Annotated in this window: 13 protein-coding genes; 10 read left to right on the top strand and 3 right to left on the bottom strand. The window is 34.0% G+C overall.

Translation table 11 applies throughout. The features are described 5' to 3' along the window. The first annotated feature begins 23 nt into the window (after positions 1–23). The 7 genes from O1A01_RS22195 to O1A01_RS22165 all read left to right on the top strand — a co-directional run bounded on the left by O1A01_RS22195 (position 24) and on the right by O1A01_RS22165 (position 9,620). Complete coding sequence (locus tag O1A01_RS22195) at positions 24–2,534, top strand: leucine-rich repeat domain-containing protein (protein ID WP_270065020.1); 2,511 nt, start codon at positions 24–26, stop codon at positions 2,532–2,534. 449 nt (positions 2,535–2,983) lie between these two features. After that, complete coding sequence (locus tag O1A01_RS22190) at positions 2,984–3,919, top strand: carbohydrate ABC transporter permease (RefSeq protein WP_270065019.1); 936 nt, start codon at positions 2,984–2,986, stop codon at positions 3,917–3,919. Next, entirely contained in the window at positions 3,916–4,725 is an 810-nt protein-coding gene (locus tag O1A01_RS22185) for a carbohydrate ABC transporter permease (protein WP_270065018.1), read from the top strand. The genes O1A01_RS22190 and O1A01_RS22185 overlap by 4 nt, the downstream gene beginning before the upstream one ends. Positions 4,726–4,750: 25 nt before the next feature. Continuing rightward, positions 4,751–6,070 (top strand): ABC transporter substrate-binding protein, encoded by a 1,320-nt coding sequence (locus O1A01_RS22180; RefSeq protein ID WP_270065017.1) that lies wholly within the window; start codon positions 4,751–4,753, stop codon positions 6,068–6,070. A 220-nt stretch (positions 6,071–6,290) separates the two neighbouring features. Next, positions 6,291–7,409 carry a glycosyltransferase gene (locus O1A01_RS22175; RefSeq protein WP_270065016.1) on the top strand — a complete coding sequence of 373 codons (1,119 nt, stop codon included), beginning with the start codon at positions 6,291–6,293 and terminating at the stop codon, positions 7,407–7,409. A 14-nt stretch (positions 7,410–7,423) separates the two neighbouring features. Continuing rightward, positions 7,424–8,185, top strand: a complete 762-nt coding sequence (locus O1A01_RS22170; RefSeq protein ID WP_066417559.1) for a glycosyltransferase family 2 protein — start codon at positions 7,424–7,426, stop codon at positions 8,183–8,185. Positions 8,186–8,339: 154 nt separating this feature from the next. Then, a complete protein-coding gene (locus O1A01_RS22165; RefSeq protein ID WP_066417556.1) occupies positions 8,340–9,620 on the top strand; it encodes a nucleotide sugar dehydrogenase in 1,281 nt (426 codons plus the stop codon). 35 nt (positions 9,621–9,655) lie between these two features. On the opposite strand, the gene O1A01_RS22160 is transcribed toward O1A01_RS22165, so the two are convergent. From O1A01_RS22160 to O1A01_RS22150, 3 genes are all read right to left on the bottom strand, one after another. After that, positions 9,656–9,841 carry a hypothetical protein gene (locus O1A01_RS22160; protein WP_066417555.1) on the bottom strand — a complete coding sequence of 62 codons (186 nt, stop codon included), beginning with the start codon at positions 9,839–9,841 and terminating at the stop codon, positions 9,656–9,658. Positions 9,842–9,952: 111 nt separating this feature from the next. Then, positions 9,953–11,956 carry an acyltransferase family protein gene (locus tag O1A01_RS22155; protein WP_270065015.1) on the bottom strand — a complete coding sequence of 668 codons (2,004 nt, stop codon included), beginning with the start codon at positions 11,954–11,956 and terminating at the stop codon, positions 9,953–9,955. A 189-nt stretch (positions 11,957–12,145) separates the two neighbouring features. Continuing rightward, positions 12,146–15,595 (bottom strand): N-acetylmuramoyl-L-alanine amidase, encoded by a 3,450-nt coding sequence (locus O1A01_RS22150; RefSeq protein WP_270065014.1) that lies wholly within the window; start codon positions 15,593–15,595, stop codon positions 12,146–12,148. A gap of 291 nt (positions 15,596–15,886) precedes the next feature. Between O1A01_RS22150 and O1A01_RS22145 the strand changes: the two genes are divergently transcribed. The 3 genes from O1A01_RS22145 (at position 15,887) to O1A01_RS22135 (ending at position 20,755) form a co-directional block, all read left to right on the top strand. Continuing rightward, the gene (locus O1A01_RS22145) at positions 15,887–16,663 is read left to right on the top strand and encodes an ABC transporter permease (RefSeq protein ID WP_066417549.1); all 777 of its coding nucleotides are present in this window, start codon (positions 15,887–15,889) and stop codon (positions 16,661–16,663) included. Positions 16,664–16,680: 17 nt separating this feature from the next. Then, positions 16,681–18,207 carry an ABC transporter ATP-binding protein gene (locus O1A01_RS22140; protein ID WP_066417545.1) on the top strand — a complete coding sequence of 509 codons (1,527 nt, stop codon included), beginning with the start codon at positions 16,681–16,683 and terminating at the stop codon, positions 18,205–18,207. A 148-nt stretch (positions 18,208–18,355) separates the two neighbouring features. Then, positions 18,356–20,755, top strand: a complete 2,400-nt coding sequence (locus O1A01_RS22135) for a glycosyltransferase (RefSeq protein ID WP_270065013.1) — start codon at positions 18,356–18,358, stop codon at positions 20,753–20,755. Positions 20,756–20,842 lie beyond the last annotated feature (87 nt).

The raw sequence follows: 20,842 nt of genomic DNA, 5'->3' as shown, positions 1-20,842 counted from the left end.
TAATAATTTTAGGAGGATGGGAAATGAGAAAGGGCTTTTCTATTTTAGTAATTTTAACGTTACTAATCTCTCTACTAAGTCCAATTTCCACTTTTGCTGAAGAACCTGTTCAGCCCGAGGAAGAAATTCAACTGAAAGAAGAGACAGTAAACACTGACGAGCCGTTTAATACGGAAGCATCTGAAGAGAGTACATCAGAAGAAGAGATAGTTGAGGAAGCAGTTGAAGATGTAGTTACAGAAGAAGAAAAAATTACAGAGGAAGTAGATTCATCTGAAGCAACAGAAGAAGAAATTCCAGAAGAAGCGGAAGAAAATGAAGTAGTAGAACAACCTGTTGATGAAGAAAAAAAAGCAATTCGCGAAGAAATTAATCTTGATGACGAGATAGAGTTCATTGAGGGTGATTTTTTGTATGTTGACACGGTTTATGTGAATGAAAATAGTTTTCGTATATATTGGGGTGCATATTCGGAAAGTGAAAGAGTTTCATCCTATAAAATATACTTGAATGATAGTTTAGTATTATCTCCTAATCATCGTACAACTGAATATACTTTTACTAATTTACAACCAGATACGGAATATTACGTAAAAGTAGAAGCTTATAATAGTTCGGGAAAACTAATTGTCGAAAATAGCCTTACTGCAAAAACTTGGAAAATGCCGACAGGAAATAAAGTGACTTTTACAGATGCTAAGCTTAAACAAGCTATTCAACAACAAATTGGTGTTACGCGTGACATTTATGAAAGTGATATGGAACAGCTTACTTATTTAGATGCATCTAATATGGGGATTAGTAATCTATCAGGGATTGAAAAAGCTACTAACCTAAAAGTTTTATATATTTTTGGAAATAAAATTAGAAATATTTCTTACTTAAGCGAGTTAACTAATTTAGTTGACTTAGACTTAGATATGAACAATATATCAGATGTAACACCATTAAGGGGATTAACGAATCTAGTTACTCTTTGGCTCGCGAATAATCCAGTAGCAGATATTAGTAGCCTTGAAACTCTTGTTAATTTAGAATATCTCTTTCTACATGAAACGAATGTATCTTCCATACAAGTAATTGAAAACTTTACGCATTTAACACACTTAACAATTGAAGGGACAAATGTAGATTATTCAGAGGGTACGTCTACATATGAACTATTAATGACGTTGTTTGATGCGGGTGTATATATCGATGTTTTCGATGAGTATTACTATGAAAATTTTGAAATATGGTTAGAAGGCGTTAATGAAAATAGTGCATATTTTTATTGGTGGCATTTCGATGAAGAAGATCCAAATTATACGTATAAAGTTTATTTAAACGGAGAATTTATAACGGAAACAACAGAATTTGAGATTGAACTGACAAACTTAAATCCAGATACGGAATATGAGCTAGAGGTTCATGTCTATGATCAAAATGGAGAGGTAGTAGATGTTGGATATTACCTTTTTAGTACGCTACCACTGCCAACTGGAGAAATTGTAGTTATAGAAGATGAAATGTTAGAACATGCAATAAAAGCAAGTCTTTACATTAAAAATCGTCCAATCTATGAATCTGATATGGAAAGATTAGAGTGGTTAGACGCTGGGTTCTTAGGCATAACAAGCCTTGAAGGGTTGGACAAGGCTACGAATTTAGAAATGTTATATGTTGAAGGTAATGAAATAACAGATTTAACTCCATTAAAGAATTTACCTTTAATCTTTTTATCTGTAGGAAGTAATAATGTTTCAGATTTAACAGCTTTAGAAAATTTACCATTAATCTTTTTAGATGTATCGAACAATCCAATTACAAATATTAACGTTCTTTCTACGTTGATTGACTTGTATTACTTACTTTTACACGATACGAATATTTCTGATATCTCTGTATTGCTAGAGTTAGAGTATTTAGAAATGGTGACTTTATTTAACATTCCTTCTTTAACTTTTGAAGAAGGTTCGGAGGAATTACGTATCGTACAGGTATTAGAAGAAAGAGGAGTTATCGTCTTCTTAACTGAAGAAGATTTCTATGGTTCTTCTGATTTATACTTTCATTTACTAGATGTAACAAGCTCGGAAATTGAATTAGAGTGGTTCTACGCTGGTGAATATGAGGTAGATCATTATGAAGTATATTTAGATGGGGAGCTAGTTGATATTGTAAATGAAGAATATTTCTATTTCTCCGAGTTACTATCTGAAACGGTATATACAGTAGGTATTGCAGCATATGATGAGTACGGTGATTTCATTGATTATAATGAAATGGAGATCGAAACTTTAGCTGAAGTAGAGGGACAACCGATAGACGAAGAAGAAGAAGAAAAAGAAGAAAAAGAAAATGACAAAGTGGAAACAGGTAAAGGCGATGGGGCTTCAAAAAATGAAGGGGAAAAAGAAGAAAAAATAAGTAACACAGGAAATAAACTACCGAAAACAGCAACAAATATGATGAATTTCTTGGTTGTTGGATTTGTGTTACTAACAATTGGTGGAATAACCCTATTGTTTAACAGACGAAGACGAATAGTATAAATAATGATGAGCTAACTCTAATAAGAGCTAGCTCATTTTTTTGTCGTCTATCTCCGGCGGCTAGGTCCAGCTCAAACTTCACCTTTCCTCCGTACGATAAGTCATCATCGACTCACTGACGTTCGCCGTGATTCCTTTATCTCCTGCGGAAAGGCTCCAGTTTGATTGGACCTGAGCGAGCCGCCTGCGCTTTTGTTCTTTTATTCGACACTTAGTCCAAATTAAGAAAGCATTTGACAAATTTCCGAGGAAATATTCGACAGGAAATTATGTTGTATCGTAATTGAGCGAACCGTTTCTAAAGGAATTTTAAATAGTACTATCCTCCTTTTTCTACATCTACATCTTTTGTTCTAGAATATTTTGGAATAAATGTATATGAGCCTGTATACACTTTACTGAATGTGAACAGAAGGGAATATTGCGATTTTGGAGGAAGGAGTGGTTAAATGGAGCCTAATATCGCTGTTGAGTCGAGAAAAGATTTGACAGCAAAAACATATCGGAAGCGTAGGGAAAGGAAGTTGTTTTGGACTGGCATGCTTTATTTGTCGCCAGCTTTATTTTTCTTAATTGTTTTCTTATTTTATCCAATGTTTAAAACATTATATTTTAGTTTCTTCCAAACCGCTGGGGCAGGGATTGTACAAGGATTTGTAGGGTTTGATCACTATACAAGGCTATTTCAATCCGAGCTTTTTTTAGGTAGTTTAAAATCTACTTTTCTATTTGTTCTTTATACGGTTCCGACTGGAATTGTCATTGCACTCGCATTAGCCGTTATTGCTAGTGAAAAATTAAGAGGAATAGGCTTTTTTCGAATTGTTTTTTCTTCATCTCTTGGAATATCTGTAGCTGCGGGGGCGACGATATGGTTGTTTTTCTTTCATCCTACACTCGGTGTACTTAATAACATATTAGGGTTGTTTGGAATAGGCTCTATTAAATGGTTAACCTCTTCTTCGTGGGCACTAGTTTCAGTAGCTATTACTACGATCTGGATGAATATTGGTTTTAATTTTATTATTCTTCTAGGTGGTATTCAAAATATTTCAGAAGAGTTATATGAAAGTGCAAAAATGGATGGTGCTGGCTATTGGCGTCAATTATTTAGCATTACACTCCCACTATTATCTCCGACATTATTTTTTGTTAGCGTTGTGACGTTGATTAACTCGTTCCAAACGTTTGGCCAAATTGATATTTTAACAGGTGGAGGCCCTTCTAACTCTACGAATCTTATTGTTTATTCCATATATCGTGAAGCTTTCTACAATGGTAGATTTGGCTACGCAAGTGCACAGGCCATTGTATTATTTTTGATCATTTTAGTTTTTACAATTGTACAGTTTAAGGTTGGCGAAAAGAGGGTGCATTATCAATGATCAAAAAAATCATTATATATATACTCCTAACTTTGTCGGCCTTTTTGTTGTTTGCGCCTATTTTATATGCTATTTCAGCTAGTATGATGACACCGCAAGAGATTTTTAGTGGTGCACTAATTCCTTCATCACCTAGCTTGGAGGCTTATAGTCAAGCAATTAATCGAGTTCCTATTTTACAATTTCTTTTTAATAGTTTTGTTGTATCCTTTATTGTCATGCTCGGTCAGTTAGTAGTTTGTAGTCTAGCTGCATATGCTTTCGTGTTTATCCCTTTTAAAGGAAGAAATTTTTTGTTTTTCGTTTTTTTATCAACGATGCTTATCCCGTGGGAAGCAACGGTTATTCCAAACTACTTAACGATTTTAAATTTAGGGTGGATGAACACGTACCAAGGATTAACGCTGCCGTTTTTCGCTTTAGCATTTGGTGTCTTCCTATTACGTCAGCACTTCCTAACCATTCCTAGGGACATTTTTGAATCGGCGCAAATGGATGGGTGCTCTCGATTTCGGTTTTATTGGTCATTTGTATTGCCCCTATCTAAGTCTACGTTAAGCGCACTTGGTATTTATGGTTTTTTAACAACGTGGAATATGTATTTATGGCCACTATTAGTTACGAGTAATAACGATGTTCGTACAGTTCAGATTGGTTTGAAAATGATGATTGCACAAGAATCGTCTACGAACTGGAATATGGTCATGGCAGCGGTAGTGCTAATTTTACTGCCAACACTTCTGCTTTTATTCTTCGGCTTGAAGTATATTAGAAAAGGTCTTCTAGCTGGAGCTTTAAAAGGATAAATGCTTAAAACAAGGGGGAAAAAGAATGAATTGGAAAAGGTCATTACTACTAGTAGTTATCGCCTCAGTACTAGTATTTGCTGCAGCTTGTAGTAACAGTGGTGGGGAGACAGTTACGGAAGATGGAAAGAAAGTTGTGACATTTTGGCATGCGATGGGCGGAGGGCCTGGAGAAGCGATTGATCAAATGGTTGCGGACTTCAACGCGCAATCTGATTCAGTGCAAGTAGAAGCCGTTTATCAAGGTAGTTACGAGGAGCTGCTAAACCAATTGCGTGCAGTTGGAGGTTCAAGTGAAGCGCCAGCACTTGTCCAAGTGTACGAGGTTGGAACGAAATATATGAGTGAAAGTGGCTTTATAACACCGATGCAAAAGTTTATTGACGAGGACAATTATGACTTAAGTGATTTAGAGGAAAATATTTTAGGGTATTATCAGCTAGATGGTGAACTATATTCGATGCCGTTTAATACGTCGAATGCGATTATGTTCTACAACAAAGACATGTTTGCGGAGGTGGGATTAGACCCGGAAAATCCTCCAGCAACGTTCTCTGAAGTGAAAGCAGCTGCTGAAAAACTAACAAAGAAAAGTGGAAATGAAACGGAAGTGTATGGATTTGCGATTTTAATTTACGGATGGTTTTTTGAGCAATTATTAGCAAACCAAGGTGGTTTATATTTAGATGCTGATAACGGCAGAAGTGGAAATCCAACTAAAGCGACAATTGACGGTACGGAAGGGCAAGCGGTTTTCAACTTTTTACATGACATGAACGAAAGTGGCTATTTAGGAAACTTCGGTCGGACGTGGGATGATATTCGTGCAGCATTCCGTGCAGGTCAGCTTGCCATGTATTTAGATAGTACGGCAGCTACTCGAGATAATGTTACACATTCTCCGTTTGAAGTTGGTACGGCCTTCCTACCACACCCAGATAGTGTTGGGCCAAATGGTGTTATCGTTGGTGGTGGTTCTTTATGGATGACAAACCAAGTTTCAGAGGACACGCAAGATGCGGCTTGGGAGTTTATTAAGTTTTCAACTCAACCAGGAGTGCAAGCAAAGTGGGCAGCAGCAACCGGTTACTTCCCAATTACGAAAGCGGCTTATGAAGAAGATACATTAAAAGCTGTTTACGAAGTGCACCCTCAGTTCACAACTGCTGTTCAACAACTTCAAAACACACAATTAACTCCTGCGACACAAGGAGCTTTAATGAACGTATTTCCAGAAGCGCGGAACATTGTGGAAAATGCAATTGAAGAGTTATATGAAAATGGAGACCCAGAAGGAGTGTTAAAGAGAGCGTCGGATGCAATTACAGAAGCATTGAAAAATTAATAGTTATGTTCTACCCGGAAACTTGTCCATTGATGAGTTTCCTTTTTTTTGTTAGATGTAATAAAAAGTAACGGTTTATATATTTACATAATTTTGATAAGATAAGAAACGACAATTTATTGTACAAAAGTTATAGTACGGTAGAAATTTGTCAACTAGTAACGAATTACAGTATATTGTAAGAAGGATTATAAGGCCAAAATAAGAAAGGCTGAAACAAATGCAAAAAGTGAAAATTTTATTTTTTATTTATCAAATGGGTGGCGGTGGAGCTGCACGTACGTTATTAAATATTATTAATAACTTAGATCGAACTAAATTTTCGCCTACATTAGTTACCCTTAACTTTAACGGCTCATACGAAAGCGAACTAAAAGATGATGTTCAGTTTATCAAGTTGAGTACAACACGCTTAAGTCGATCTATATTTGAATTATCACGTATTATTAAAAAGGAAGAAATTGATATTGTATTTAGTACGATACCACGAGTAAATACGATAGCAATACTTGCAACAAAATTAGCTAATTCAAAAGCGAAATGTGTTATTCGCGAGGCAGATAATTTAGGTGGAGACTGGAAAACAAATCTTCAGCTATTAGGATTTGGATTTGCCTATAAATTTTCGAACCAAATCGTATCATTGTCAGAAGGTGTAAAAGAAAACTTAGTAAATCGCTATAAGGTAAAGCCTTCTGATATTAAAGTCGTATATAACCCAATTGACGTTGAGATTATCAATAAAAGAATCGATCAAGGTAAAATGGATCCACATGTACAGGAGCTTTATAATCGGGACGAAAAGGTTATTGTAACAGCGGGACGGTTAGTGGAGCAAAAGGATCAAAAAACGTTGTTACAAGCTTTTGCAAAAGTAAACGAACAGATAAAAAGCCGATTAGTTATTTTAGGTGAAGGCCCTCTAAAGGAGCAATTGACTAATCAAGCAAGTGAATTAGGCATTGCCGACAAAGTACACTTCATCGGTTTCCAAAGTAATCCGTACATCTATTTTAAGCATGCGGATTTATTTGTGCTATCTTCAAAACACGAAGGATTTAGTCATGTTATCGCTGAGGCTTTAGCAACTGGAGTACCAGTTGTATCAACTAATTGTAAATCTGGTCCATCCGAAGTGTTGTATAACGGTCTTTACGGTCAGTTATGTGAAGTTGGAGATGCAGATGAGATGGCTGAAAAGATGTTATTGATTCTATCTAAGCCAAAAGAAGAAGTAGAAGAAATTATTAATAAAGGCTACGAACGAGCATCACATTTTGATGCAAAAAAAATAGTAAAACAGTATGAAGAGGTGTTTTTACAGGCACTAAATTCATAAAGGGAGAAAGCTTTATGCTAGGTAACACAAATAATAATCCGTTAATTTCTATCGTGACTCCTGCTTATAATTCAGAAGCGTATATTAAGGACGCAATAGATTCAGTACTTAAACAAACGTACGTTAATTGGGAAATGATTATTGTAGATGATTGCTCTAAAGATAAGACTGTTGAAATGGTTAGGCAGTATTCTGACCCGCGAATTAAACTAGTTCAATTAAGTAAGAATAGTGGTCCTGCTGTTGCTCGAAATACCGCTATGGAGAACGCGAGAGGTCGATATTTAGCTTTTTTAGACAGTGACGACCAATGGTTACCCGAGAAATTAGAAAAGCAATTATTACACATGCAAGAGAACGACATTGCATTTTCATTCACTAAATATATGAAAGTAGATGAAGATGGGAAAGATATAGGAACAATTGTTGAAGCGCCTGACACACTTTCTTATAAACGACTTCTTAAAGATAATGTTATCGGATGTCTAACGGTTATGGTGGACAAAGAAAAAGTCGGTAATTTGAAAATGGAGAACATCCGTACTCGTCAAGATTGGGTACTTTGGTTAACAATATTAAAAAAAGGGTTTCAAGCCCATGGATTACAAGAAGTACTAGCTAAATATAGGGAACGACCTAACTCTGTCTCAAGCAATAAACTAAAAATGGCAAAACAAAATTGGAAAGTTTATCGTGAGATTGAAGGGTTTGGTCTAGTAAAAAGTATTATTATTTTTATTATACATTTATTTCATAAAGCTAAGAGAATTTTGTAGAAAATTGTATATTTTTAATTGAATTTTTTTTAATTAAACTATATAGTAAAGAATGTCATAAAAAAGAAGTAGATTTTTCAAAAAAAGTATAATTGTGATTCATCAATAAAAAGATAACATCAACTGAATTGAATTGAACTAAGAGGTGACAAAATTGGATAGAAAAATTGGTGTAGTAGGATTAGGGTATGTTGGATTACCAGTTGCGGTTGCATTTGGTCAAAGACACCATATTGTAGGATTCGATATCAATGAGCACAGAATAAATACTTTAAAAAATAATGAGGATTATACTAATGAAGTAGATGTGGATGAGCTAAAATCTGCGGATATAGACTTCACAATGGATCCATCACGATTACGTGACTGCGACTTTATTATCGTAGCAGTCCCAACTCCAATCAATATTAATAAGCTTCCTGACTTTGGTCCGTTAGAAGGTGCTTCCAAGACTGTAGGTGCTAATTTAACAAAGGGAACAATTGTTGTTTATGAATCAACAGTTTATCCTGGAGCTACAGAGGAAGTATGTTTACCAATATTAGAGCAAGAATCTGGACTAAAAGCTGGAGAAGATTTCTTTATTGGTTATTCACCAGAAAGAATTAATCCAGGGGATAAGGAACATACTTTTAGAAATATTACAAAAGTTGTTTCTGGACAAACTCCCGAAGTTTTAGAAATTGTAGCTGAGGTATATGAAAGTGTCGTCGAGGCTGGTGTATTTAAAGCTAGCTCTCTAAAAGTTGCAGAAGCAGCTAAAATTATCGAAAATACACAACGTGATTTAAATATTGCCCTAATGAATGAATTAGCTATTATGTTTGACCGTATGGATATAGACACGGCTGAAGTATTAGAAGCTGCTGGGACGAAATGGAATTTTCTGAAGTTTAATCCTGGGCTTGTTGGTGGTCATTGTATTGGTGTAGACCCTTACTATTTAACACATAAATCAGAAAGGGTTGGATATCGTCCTGAGTTAATTTTAGCTGGACGTCGTATCAACGACAATATGGGTAAGTATATCGCGACAGCTTTAGTAAAAGAAATGATCCAACAAAAATCTCCTGTATTTGGTTCAACAGTCACAGTTCTTGGATTAACTTTCAAAGAAAATGTGCCGGACTTACGAAATTCTAAAGTTATTGATGTAATTCGTGAATTAGAAGAATACGGAATAACTGTTCAAGTTTCTGATCCATATGCATCTGTTGAAGAAGCAAAAGAAGAATACGGAGTAGATCTAACTAATTATGAAGAATTAAAACCAGCTGATGCGGTAGTTATGGCTGTTCCACATAAATTCTACCTTGATAAAGAGTGGGATGAATATAATAAATTATTTAGCTCTGATAAAGGTATTATTGTAGATATTAAAGCTAAATTAAATAAAGATACTTGTCCTCCTAACATTAATTTGTGGAGATTGTAAAAGAAAAAAGTGTATTCCCATTGGGAATACACTTTTTACAAATAATTTTCATCGTCAATATATATTTCATCAATATCATCATCAATATCACTATCATTTTCTTCGTTTTCGTTCTCCATACCGAGGTCTTCATCTATTTCTTGATAAAGTCCAAATTCCTCATCTACATAATATTCAGGAACTTGTCTAGAATTAAAATAGTTTAAAATTTTCTTGAACATTTATTCTCACCTCGAGTAGTATTATTACTTTATTAATACCCGAAAAGTGAAAATAATATACAATTAGAATTCAAAAGAAAAAACGTCGAAGTATACGACGTTTTTATATGGTTATTTACTTTGTAAAGCGTCTATTAGTGGTGTTTTTAGCATTGGAGCTAATGTCCGCGCGTAAGTTGCAGTGAGATGATGTGCATCTCTATAAACAAGAACATTTCCAATAACAGGTTTACAGTATTCGTCATCACAAATGTAATCATTTAAATCAGCATAATATACGTTAGGTGGTGGATTATCTAGTTTCTCCCAAGCGCTTATTGAAGATAAAACATCCTCTCTTTCCTTTGTACACTCCAAAGAATCTTCACCTTTTTCTTCCACACAGGATGGCACATCAAAACCAAACCAAGGATTATCTCTAATAGCGAATACTTTTAATCCGGCTTCATTAAGTTTTTCCCATTGCTCGATAAATCCTTCTGGAATTACATTATTCTTTCTGTTTCCTACATCAGCTGTAGTGAATATTAGATCAGGTTTATTATCAATTAAAGTATCAATTAAATTGTTATTCCATTCAAGACAAGACTCAGTCATATCATCGCCTGTTGTAAAACGACAAGCGCTCTTCGTATAACTTAAAATCTTTATACTTTCGGAAATTGCTATTTCTTCAAGTGCTGATAACCAATGAGCAGAGTGAGAACCTCCAACAAGAGCAACTGTATATTTGGCATTCTCTGTTTCACCGTATATACATTCAATAACATTTGTGTCTGTTTGGTTTTGGTGACAACCATCTTCATATACTTTAGGGAGGTCTTGTCTAGCTTGTATTGGTGAAGGCTTCACGGGTGCATCTCCTGTATATATACCGTCTTGATTATCGTATAGGAGGGCCATAGCTCCAGGATATTCATCCGTCATCACTGCACTTGCTAATTGTGTGTGCTGTTTTTCCACTGTAAAGGACCATGTGTTTGTTAAAATAACAACTGGCAACATAAAGGCTAAAATTAATGATACTGTTTTCCAGTTTTTATTTGGGACTTTCAATGAACGTACCGGCTTTTCTATAAGTTTAGTAGAGAAGTAGGATAAGAACATGGATAGTAGAATTAATACAATTCCATGAGCAATTGATACTGTTTCATTTCCTGAAATAATAAAGTAAAAAGTTAATACAGGCCAATGCCACAAATAAAAGGCATAAGATATGCTACCAAATTTTAATAAAGGTTTGCTTGTTAAAATACGGTGGACTCCGTATTTACCTCCGCTAACGCCGGCTAAAATAATAAATACACCGCCTAATGTCGGCCAAAGTGCAGCGTACCCAGGAAATACAGTTGAAACTTGAATAACAATACCACAACTTATAATTGCGACAAGTCCAACCCAACCTAAAACAAAGCTTAATGTTTTACGTAAGACAATATGAGATGCGAGTACAGCAACGATTCCACCCATGCTAAATTCCCATACTCTTGCAAATGTGTTGAAGTAAGCCCAAGCTTGGTTAGTATATGTGCTATAAATTGAATAAATAAACGATAATGTAAATACCGTAAATAATATCATTACTAGGCTTTGTTTAAATGTTTTTTTGAATATCGATTTAACAAGGTAAGCTGTACCAAATATAACAATAGGCCATATAATATAAAATTGACCTTGTAAGGATAATGCCCAAAAATGTTGCACAGGGCTTGCTTCGTTATTTTGAGCTAAGTAGTCAACGGCATTAAAGGCCAATTGCCAGTTTTGAAAATAAAAAGCTGAAGCCAATATTTCTTGTATCGTTTGATCCCACCGAACTTGAGGTAACCAAATAATACATGCAATCGTAACAGAAAATAATACTAGAAAGGCCATTGGAAATAATCGTTTTGCAAGTCCAATGATAAAGTCAAGCACATCTATCTTATTGTATCTTTCCATTCTTTTTAATAGAGAAGTAGTTATTAAGAATCCTGATACGATAAAAAAGACATCCACTCCTCCTGATACATTACCTAACCAAATATGGTAAACAGCTACTAGTAAAGCAGCTACTGCTCTTAAACCTTCAATTTCGTATCTGAATTTTCTAGGTTGATTTAAGTTTGTTTCCAATAGGACCATTCCTTCTTTCAATAAATTATAAAAGACCATTTTCCCTTTAAGTTTTGTATGACATATTCCTCATACATGATAACGAACATTCACATATGTGTAAATAGAAAATATGGGTAATTTTAGGGAGGGGTATTTTAGAAATAAAAAAACGTATAAAGACAAATGTCCTTTATACGTTTTATTATTTCATTTTAGAAAATAATTGATAATACCTTGTAAAATACCTTCAGCTGCTAATTGTTTGTATTTCGCCTGCTTTAATTTACCACTATCATTTGGATGGTCCAAAAAACCAATTTCAATTAAAGAGCTAGGTATTTTCGTTTCACGTATAACGTGATAATTACCTTCGGCTACTCTTCGATAGTTCATTCCAGTTGCTTGTACTAATGCATTTTGTAACGAATTACTTAACTTTATACTTGAATTTTTTTCGTGCTTTCCATACCAAAAGGATTCAATTCCGTTAGCACTTCCATTGAACTTATTGGCATGAACACTAATGAAAATATCCGCATTAGATGAATTTGCGATTGCAGCTCTTTCGTGAAGTTCTAGGAAAACATCTGTTTCTCGAGTCATTATAACAATTGCACCTTGGTCTTCTAAAAGCTTTTTTGCACGTAATGATATATCAAGTACTAAGTTTTTTTCAACAATGCCATTTGCACTAGCCCCAGGATCTTTTCCACCATGACCTGGGTCTAAAACAATAACCATGCCATCAAGCAGACCATTTTTTTGATCTGTTCTATAATATTCAACACTTACTTTTTCTCCATCTATGAATGCGGTTCGATTATTGTAGATAACTTTTAACCAACCATTTCGTTCAATAGCGACTACTTCAACATAATCGTTCTTTGATAGAGTAGCGATAGTGTTGTAAGATTCACCTGCGCCAGTTTTAAGTGTTGTTGAGCTATTAATAGTAGCAATAGATAAAATTCTTGGTAGTAATATTTTATTTACTGCGTACTCTTTCTGGATAGCAGCTACACTAATAAGATTTACTTCCATGGCGGATGCTTGTATTATTCGATTGTATCTGTCGAGTGCTGTTGTATAATTCCTAGATTGGTGTTGTTTAGTTGCCCAATCTAATACAGATTTTGCACTTTCATTTAGTTCACTAATAAGTTTCTTGTCATTAGGATATAAAAAGTAACTATCTAACAAAATATTAAACCTACCTGTAACAGTACTATTCTTACTAGCTTCACTAATTAAAGAATTAACAGATGGGATGCGTTTATTATTTTTCGCATATGAGAGCTTTGCCTCTGCTTCTAGTACTATCGTAGTTTTCACTCTAGGAGCAGATAGGATCCTTTCATATCGATCAATAGCTGTATTGAAATTACCACTTTGTTGCTGGTTTGTTGCCCAGTTAAGTAAGGACTGAGCGCTATTATTAATTCCATTAACGAATCTTTGATCATTAGGATATAAATAGTATCCTTCAATATAAGCCGTTAATAAATGAGATGCACTCGTTTGGTTATTAGCATAGTTATACATTTCTTGAGCTGTCGGGTATTTACTATTTTGTTTAGCATAACGAAGTTTAACTTTAGTTTCTTCTATTATATTATTTGGGACGGTTGGTAACTCGATAATAGTCTCGTAACGATTCATAGCTGTACTAAAGTTACCGCTCTCGTGTTGCTTACTTGCCCATGCTAATAAATCTTTTGCTGTTTGGTGAATACCATCTCTTAACTGTCGGCTCTCTTTATAAATGGAATAACCATCTAATAAAGTATTTAACCTTACAGTTAGGGTCGATTGAGACATTGCTTGATCAAAGTATTCAGAAGCAGAAGGGATTTTTTTGTTTGATTCTGCAAAATGTTTTTGTAACTGAGCTCTATCTTTTATTGATTGCAAAACTTCCTTAATGCTCATAATAAAATCGTATCTACTAATAGCAATATCGAAGCTACCTTGTTGGTGTTGTTTTGTCGCATAGTTTAATACAAGTTCTGCGCTAGTAGATATTCCGTTATAAAAATCTTTATTGTTAGGATAGAACATATACCCTTCTAAAAATAAATCTAGTTTCTTTGAAGCACTAGCTTCTTTTTGTGCCAAATCTAGAATTACATTTGCAGGGCGTTTACCGATTAATGCATCTTGTAAACGGGAATGAATATCTTTAACTAATGCTTGATTAACATTTGAAGCCGATAATAGTAGTTCATACCTATTAATTGCGGTTTCATAGTTTCCTAAGTCATGTTGTTTTGTAGCCCAAACAAATAAATTTTTTGCGCTTTTTTGAAGGCCGGCTAATATTCTTTCGTCTTCGGAATAATGTAATAATGCATCTAAATAACCTGTAAATATAGCAGATACTTGTCCTTGATTTTCTGCATTATGAATTAATTCTTCTACAGTAGGATATAGTTTTCCAGTACTCGCGTATTGAATATGCTTTTCTGTAGTTTTTAATAATGTATCGTCCAAAACAGGAGTTTGAATAATCGTATTATAACGGTCAATTGCTGTATCAAAATTCCCTCTATTATGTTGACCTCTTGCCCAGTTTAACAAAAGTTGGGCACTTAATCGTATCCCGTCAACAAATCGGTGATCGTTTGGATAGAAACCATAACCTTCAACATATAAAGCTAGTTTACGAGATGCACTAGATTCATTGACTGCTAACTCTAAAATAATATTAGCGGAACGTTTCCCAATTTTTGCATCTGCAAGGCTAGAATTCACACTGCCTATTAGGGTTTGATTAATTCCATTAACACTTAATATAGTTTCATAACGGGTTATTGCAGTACTAAAGTTACCGGAATCATGCTGTCTTACCGCCCAATTATATAAATTTTGCGCACTCGATTGTAGCCCTTGTTGAAACCTACCATCTTCCGGATACCATTCGTATGCGTCTACATAACTCGTAAATATTCCAGATACGGTTGTTTGTTTACTAGCGTTACTAGAAAGATCTTCCGCACTCGGGACTGATTTATTATTGTTAGCGTAAGTTAAATGCTTTTCTGTTGATTTTTGAATTGTGCTATTCAGTTGTGGTGCAAGAAGGATTCGCTCATAACGGTCAATAGCTGTTGAAAATTGCATCTGGTTATGCTGCCTTCTAGCCCAAGTTAAAAGGGATTGAGCACTGCTTTGAATCCCATCTACAAATCGACTATCGTTTGGAAACTTTTCATATCCTTCAATAAATAATTCCAATTTTTTTGAGGCGCTATTTTCATTTACCGCTATTAAATACATTTCGTCACTAGTTAAATGATTGTCTATTATTTCGTTTGTAGTATCGTTAGTAGATACTTCATCATTTATAGTTGTATGTATTTCAGTAACATTTCCTTCGCTAATCTTTTCAACAGAAGTAGTATTTACCGTAATATCTTCCTCTATATCAGCTTCTTCTTCTAACACATTAGATTCGATTTCTAAAAATTGAGTAGAACCATCCTCAACATCAGCTTCGCTTTTATCCTTTTCATTCAATGAGCTCTCAAAATTTGAATCCTCTTCTTCATGTGAATGAATGGTGGTTTTTTCAACTTCCTGACTATTAATAGTTTCAGCGAAAGTTGAAATAGGGAAGATGAATAGTAAAATAAATGGTAAAAAAAGTCTTATTTTCATTTATAACCCCTTTTCAGTAATTTTTTAGCGGACAAGACAACATTCATTTTACAACATAAATTTACAATTTTCTACGAGATATTTATGGCTATATTGATAAATAATATAATGAAATAAGGGATTTTAATTTTGTTACAGTAATATTAATTTATTTGACATTTGTTAAACAAAATAGTACTACAGCCTCTATGTAATGATATTATATTGGAAAGTTTATAAAAGACATGTTAAAGTAAGATGTCTAAAAGAATTTTTATAATTAGTTAAACTCAGGCGGTGTCACGTTGAATTATGCGTAAATATTTGTTAGAAATGTTAAAGCGAAAAGACTTACTTTTATACTTAGTTAAGTCAGGTTTAAAAGCAGAAAATCGAAACAGTTACCTTGGATACTTTTGGTGGCTATTAGATCCACTTCTAAATGTTCTAGTTTATTACTTTTTAGTAGTGATTATCTTAGAACGAGGCGGAGAGAATTATGCAGTTTATCTTGTTATCGGACTAGTAGTTTGGAGATGGATGAACACGACCGTTACAACATCTGCAAAAGCTATTCGTAAATACGGTTCTATTATTAACCAAGTATACTTACCGAAATCAATATTTCCATTAGCAACTACTTCTACACAATTATTTAACTTTGCATTTGGACTTATCGTGGTAGCTATATTTTTAGTTATTTTTGGAATATTCCCAAGTTGGCATATTGTTTACTTGCCAGTCATTGTATTAGTTCAACTCGTATTACTTTTAGCGATAGCACTATTTCTTGCGTATATATGTGTATTTATAAGGGATATTGATAATATACTATCTCATATTATGAGACTGTTCTTTTATGCATCACCGATTATTTGGGAGGGTAGTCGTCTTCCAGAAAAATATGACTGGGTTGTTGCGATAAATCCAGTTGCTATCATTGTTGATTCTTATCGAAGTGTCTTAATGTACAATCAAAATCCTGCATTTTTAGGTCTGTTTGTAATTGGATTTACTTCTATTATATGTATAGCAGCAATGATATATTTTTATAGTAAAAACGAACATAAAATAATAAAAGCATTATAATTAAAAGAGGTTTTATTATGTCATTAAGTTCAGCAACAGTTCCAATAGATAAAAAAGAAGTTATTATTGATGCCAAAGATTTAGGAGTTAGCTTCAGCACCGGGCAAAAGGATGATTATAAATCTCATGTAATAGATTTTTTTAAAAGAGAGAAAAAAAAGCGGAGTAGTAAAGTTGTATGGCCGTTAAGAAATTTAAACTTTACTGGTTATAAAGGGGAAGTGTTAGGGATTATTGGCTCTAACGGTTCTGGAAAAACTACACTTTGTAAAATGCTTAGTGGCATTCTAGTTCCAGACGAGGGGCAATTAACCGTCAAGGGAAAGGTGTCAGCTTTATTTTCGCTAGGTATGGGGTTTAATAAAGAGTTAACAGGTCGAGAAAATGTTTATTTAAACGGTATGATGTTAGGAATTGAAAAAGAAAAAATTCATTCGTTTATTGAAGAAATACACGAATTTTCGGGTCTAGGTGAATTTATAGATCAACCAATGAAATATTATTCAAGTGGGATGAAAGCAAGATTAGGGTTCAGTGTTGCTGCATATTTAGAACCAGAAATACTAATATTAGATGAAGCACTAAACACAGGTGACAGTGAATTCAGTAATAAAGCTGCTGACAAAATAAAAGAACTTGTAAATAAAGCAAAAATGGTAATCCTAGTTACTCATAGTATGAAATTTGCACAAGAAAATTGTGATAGATTAATTTGGTTAGACAAGGGAGTAATAAAAGAAATTGGAGACCCTACTTTGGTCATCAAAAAATATAAAGAATCTATTCCTCCTAGAAAACCAAAGAAAAAATTAGAAATCAACTTTAACGAAACGACTTCTAATATTAAAGATGATCTAGTTATTAGAGCAAAAGATGTTAGTGTTTCATACCAATTGAAAAAAGGAACATTCTGGGCGTTGAAAGATGTTTCTTTTGAAATAAGAGAAGGGGAAATTATCGGTATAATAGGCCACAATGGGGCTGGGAAAAGTACTCTATGTAAAGTTTTAACAAATATATTAGAGCCAGAAAAAGGAAGCATAGAGATACATGGAGAAACATCTGCTTTACTAGGATACGGTACGGGATTCAACGAACAATTATCCGGAAAGGATAATATTTATCTAAATGGAATGTTATTAGGAATGCCTTTGAAAAAAGTTGATTCCAACGTGGATAATATAATTGAATTCTCAGAGTTAGGAAAAAAAATTAGCCAACCAGTAAAATCGTATTCAAGTGGTATGAAAGCGAGATTAGGATTCAGTATTGCAGCCACTCTTGAACCAGATATATTTATTATCGATGAGGCGTTATCTACTGGAGATATGCAATTTAAGCAGAAGGCTACAGAAAGAATCCAGGACATGATTGAAGATGCAAAGGCAGTTTTAATTGTTTCACACAGTATGAATTATATAGAAACAGTTTGTACAAGAGTAATTTGGTTTGAAAGAGGGCAAATCCTTTTTGATGGCGATCCAAAACAAGCTGTAGCATTATATAAGGAAAAAGTGAAACAAAAAAACAAAAAGCTTAAATAGAGCGAAGGTGTAGGCAAATATGCTAAAGATTTTAAAAAAGAGAATAATTAATATCCTCGAATGGTTTTTTTATAAATTTTTTAATTCTAGTCAAAGACGTAAAATTTTTACTTTACTCTCTTCTAAAAATAGGAAAAGAGTAAAGAAGTTGTTTAAAAAGGGAAAGACTCAAACGAATTTACGAAAAATTGAACAACTAAGGTATAAATTACGAAATTTAGGTTTTTTTGAAGAAGCGCTAAAGGATTTAGAAGATCTATATAAAAATAGTCCAAACGCAGTTTTAAGGAAATCTGCAGCTTGGGAAATTGCTTTATGGCATGCCAATAAGCAAACTCCGGAAGGTGCTAAAGAATGTCTAAAGTATATCCCGTTTTTATATGAGGGTGAACAAGATAAAGAGCAATTAAGACAAATTACTATTATAGAAGCAGAATGTTTGATAGCTGTAAATAAAAACGAAGAGGCTAAACGTACATTATTAACTGCTCTTAAAAGAGAAGAACATCCTGATTTATTTCTAGCATTGGCAAATTGTGAAACTAATGTTGACGAACGGCTAAAGTGGATAAATAAAATGTATACATTCTATCGCTTAACATCTGTCCTTTTGGAAGAAGAAACAACGAAGAATTTTTATGATAATTTAAGTCATAAGAAAGCCAAGGCTGTCTATAAAGAGAATTCGGGAAAAGTATCTATTATTATTCCTGTTTATAATGCAGAAGATGTAATAGAAACATCTTTAAATTCAGTCTTAACACAAACATGGAAAAACCTCGAAATTATTGTGGTTGATGATTGCAGTAGCGACAGCACAGTTCAATTGGTAGAAGAAATACAGAAAAAGGACGAACGACTTAAGCTTGTAAAAGCAAGTAAAAATGGTGGAGCATACACAGCGCGTAATCTAGCATTACAAGTAGCAACAGGGGATTTTATAACAATTAATGATGCAGATGATTGGTCACACCCAGAAAAAATTGAAAAACAAGTAACACATTTATTAAACAATCCAAGAATTATAGGGAACACTTCACAACAAGCAAGAGCAACTGAAAATTTAAAATTTTTCAGACGTGGAAAGCCAGGCTTATATATATTCAGTAATATGTCTTCTTTTATGTTTAGAAGAAAAAAAGTAACAAAGGCTCTTGGATACTGGGACTGTGTGAGGTTCGGAGCGGATTCTGAATTTATAAAACGAATTAAACATGTCTTTGGTGAAGATAGTATATTAGAATTACCAACAGGACCACTCTCCTTCCAAAGGCAATCTGAATCTTCTTTAACTGGCAATTCCTACTTCGGTTTTCCAGGTTATTTTATGGGAGCTCGAAAAGAGTATTTAGAAGCTCAAGTTGATTATCATAAAAAAGCTGAGAACTTGTATTATGATTTTCCACAAAAGAACCGTCCTTTCCCTATACCTGAACCTATGAAGCCGAACAGGTTACCACGAGATACTCGTAAGCATTTTGATGTAATTATACTGTCAGATTTCCGATTAGATGGAGGTTCAACCCTATCAAGCGTAGAGGAAATTAAGGCTCATAAACAAATCGGATTAAAAACGGGTCTAATTCAATTAGCACGCTACGATTATTCCCCTAAAAAGAAAATAAATCAAAAAGTAAGAGATTTGTTAGACGGGGAAAATGTAGAAATGATAGTGTACGGTGAAAATGTTTCTTGTGATACGTTAATAGTTAGATATCCTCCTGTATTACAAGTAAAACAAGAGTATATTCCGAATGTTGAAGCAAAGGAAATAAGGTTAATTATTAATCAAACTCCTATGAGTGATTATGGGCCACAAGGTGTTTTAAGGTATGATTTAAAGACTGTAAAAGATCGTTTAATAGAATACTTTGGTAATGCGGGGATTTGGCATCCCATTGGACCTTTGGTAAGGCAAGCTTTAGAAAATTATCATAGCCAATCGTTATCAGAAATACCGTTAGCAAAGGAAGACTGGACAAATATAATTAATCTAAATGATTGGAAAGAGAATGACCGACAAATTTCTGAATCTAAAGCAAATAATATAGTTATAGGTAGGCATTCAAGGGATAATGTTGTGAAATGGCCAAATGACAAAGAACAATTATTGTCAATTTATCCTGAGCAAGAAGGATATGAGGTTAGAGTGTTAGGTGGGGCCAATACAGTAAAAGATGTATTAGGTTACATCCCGGAAAATTGGTCTGTATATAAGTTTGGGGAAGTTGCACCTAAAGAGTTCTTAGCAAATCTTGATGTTTTCGTATATTTTACACATCCAAACTGGATTGAATCTTACGGGAGAGTAATAATAGAAGCTATGGCAGTAGGTATCCCAGTTATTCTTCCAAAACAGTACGAAATATTGTTCGGTGACGCAGCAATTTACTCTAAACCTAGTGAAGTAAAAAACGTAATTAATAACTTATTGTCTGATCCTCATTTATATGAAGAACAAATAGAAAAAGGTTGGAATTACGTAAAAGAAAATGCTAGTTATGAAACACATTACAGAAGGCTAAAATTAAGAGCTTATAATAATTAATAAGAAACAAGGCTGATTCTGGTATTTTTTACCTTGGTTAGCCTTGTTTTTATATTCTGATTGAACTTCTTACAAAAACTTACAAAA

Origin of the sequence: Sutcliffiella sp. NC1 (assembly GCF_027594365.1) — a bacterium.
In the GTDB taxonomy this organism is placed as follows: domain Bacteria; phylum Bacillota; class Bacilli; order Bacillales; family Bacillaceae_I; genus Sutcliffiella; species Sutcliffiella cohnii.
This window is presented reverse-complemented; position numbering and strand designations above follow the sequence as displayed.

Bases quoted from the DNA above. Each gene is read 5' to 3' on its own strand.
- O1A01_RS22195 (WP_270065020.1), top strand. From the start codon at position 24: ATGAGAAAGGGCTTTTCTATTTTAGTAATTTTAACGTTACTAATCTCT.
- O1A01_RS22190 (WP_270065019.1), top strand. From the start codon at position 2,984: ATGGAGCCTAATATCGCTGTTGAGTCGAGAAAAGATTTGACAGCAAAA.
- O1A01_RS22185 (WP_270065018.1), top strand. From the start codon at position 3,916: ATGATCAAAAAAATCATTATATATATACTCCTAACTTTGTCGGCCTTT.
- O1A01_RS22180 (WP_270065017.1), top strand. From the start codon at position 4,751: ATGAATTGGAAAAGGTCATTACTACTAGTAGTTATCGCCTCAGTACTA.
- O1A01_RS22175 (WP_270065016.1), top strand. From the start codon at position 6,291: ATGCAAAAAGTGAAAATTTTATTTTTTATTTATCAAATGGGTGGCGGT.
- O1A01_RS22170 (WP_066417559.1), top strand. From the start codon at position 7,424: ATGCTAGGTAACACAAATAATAATCCGTTAATTTCTATCGTGACTCCT.
- O1A01_RS22160 (WP_066417555.1), bottom strand. From the start codon at position 9,841: ATGTTCAAGAAAATTTTAAACTATTTTAATTCTAGACAAGTTCCTGAA.
- O1A01_RS22150 (WP_270065014.1), bottom strand. From the start codon at position 15,595: ATGAAAATAAGACTTTTTTTACCATTTATTTTACTATTCATCTTCCCT.
- O1A01_RS22145 (WP_066417549.1), top strand. From the start codon at position 15,887: ATGCGTAAATATTTGTTAGAAATGTTAAAGCGAAAAGACTTACTTTTA.
- O1A01_RS22140 (WP_066417545.1), top strand. From the start codon at position 16,681: ATGTCATTAAGTTCAGCAACAGTTCCAATAGATAAAAAAGAAGTTATT.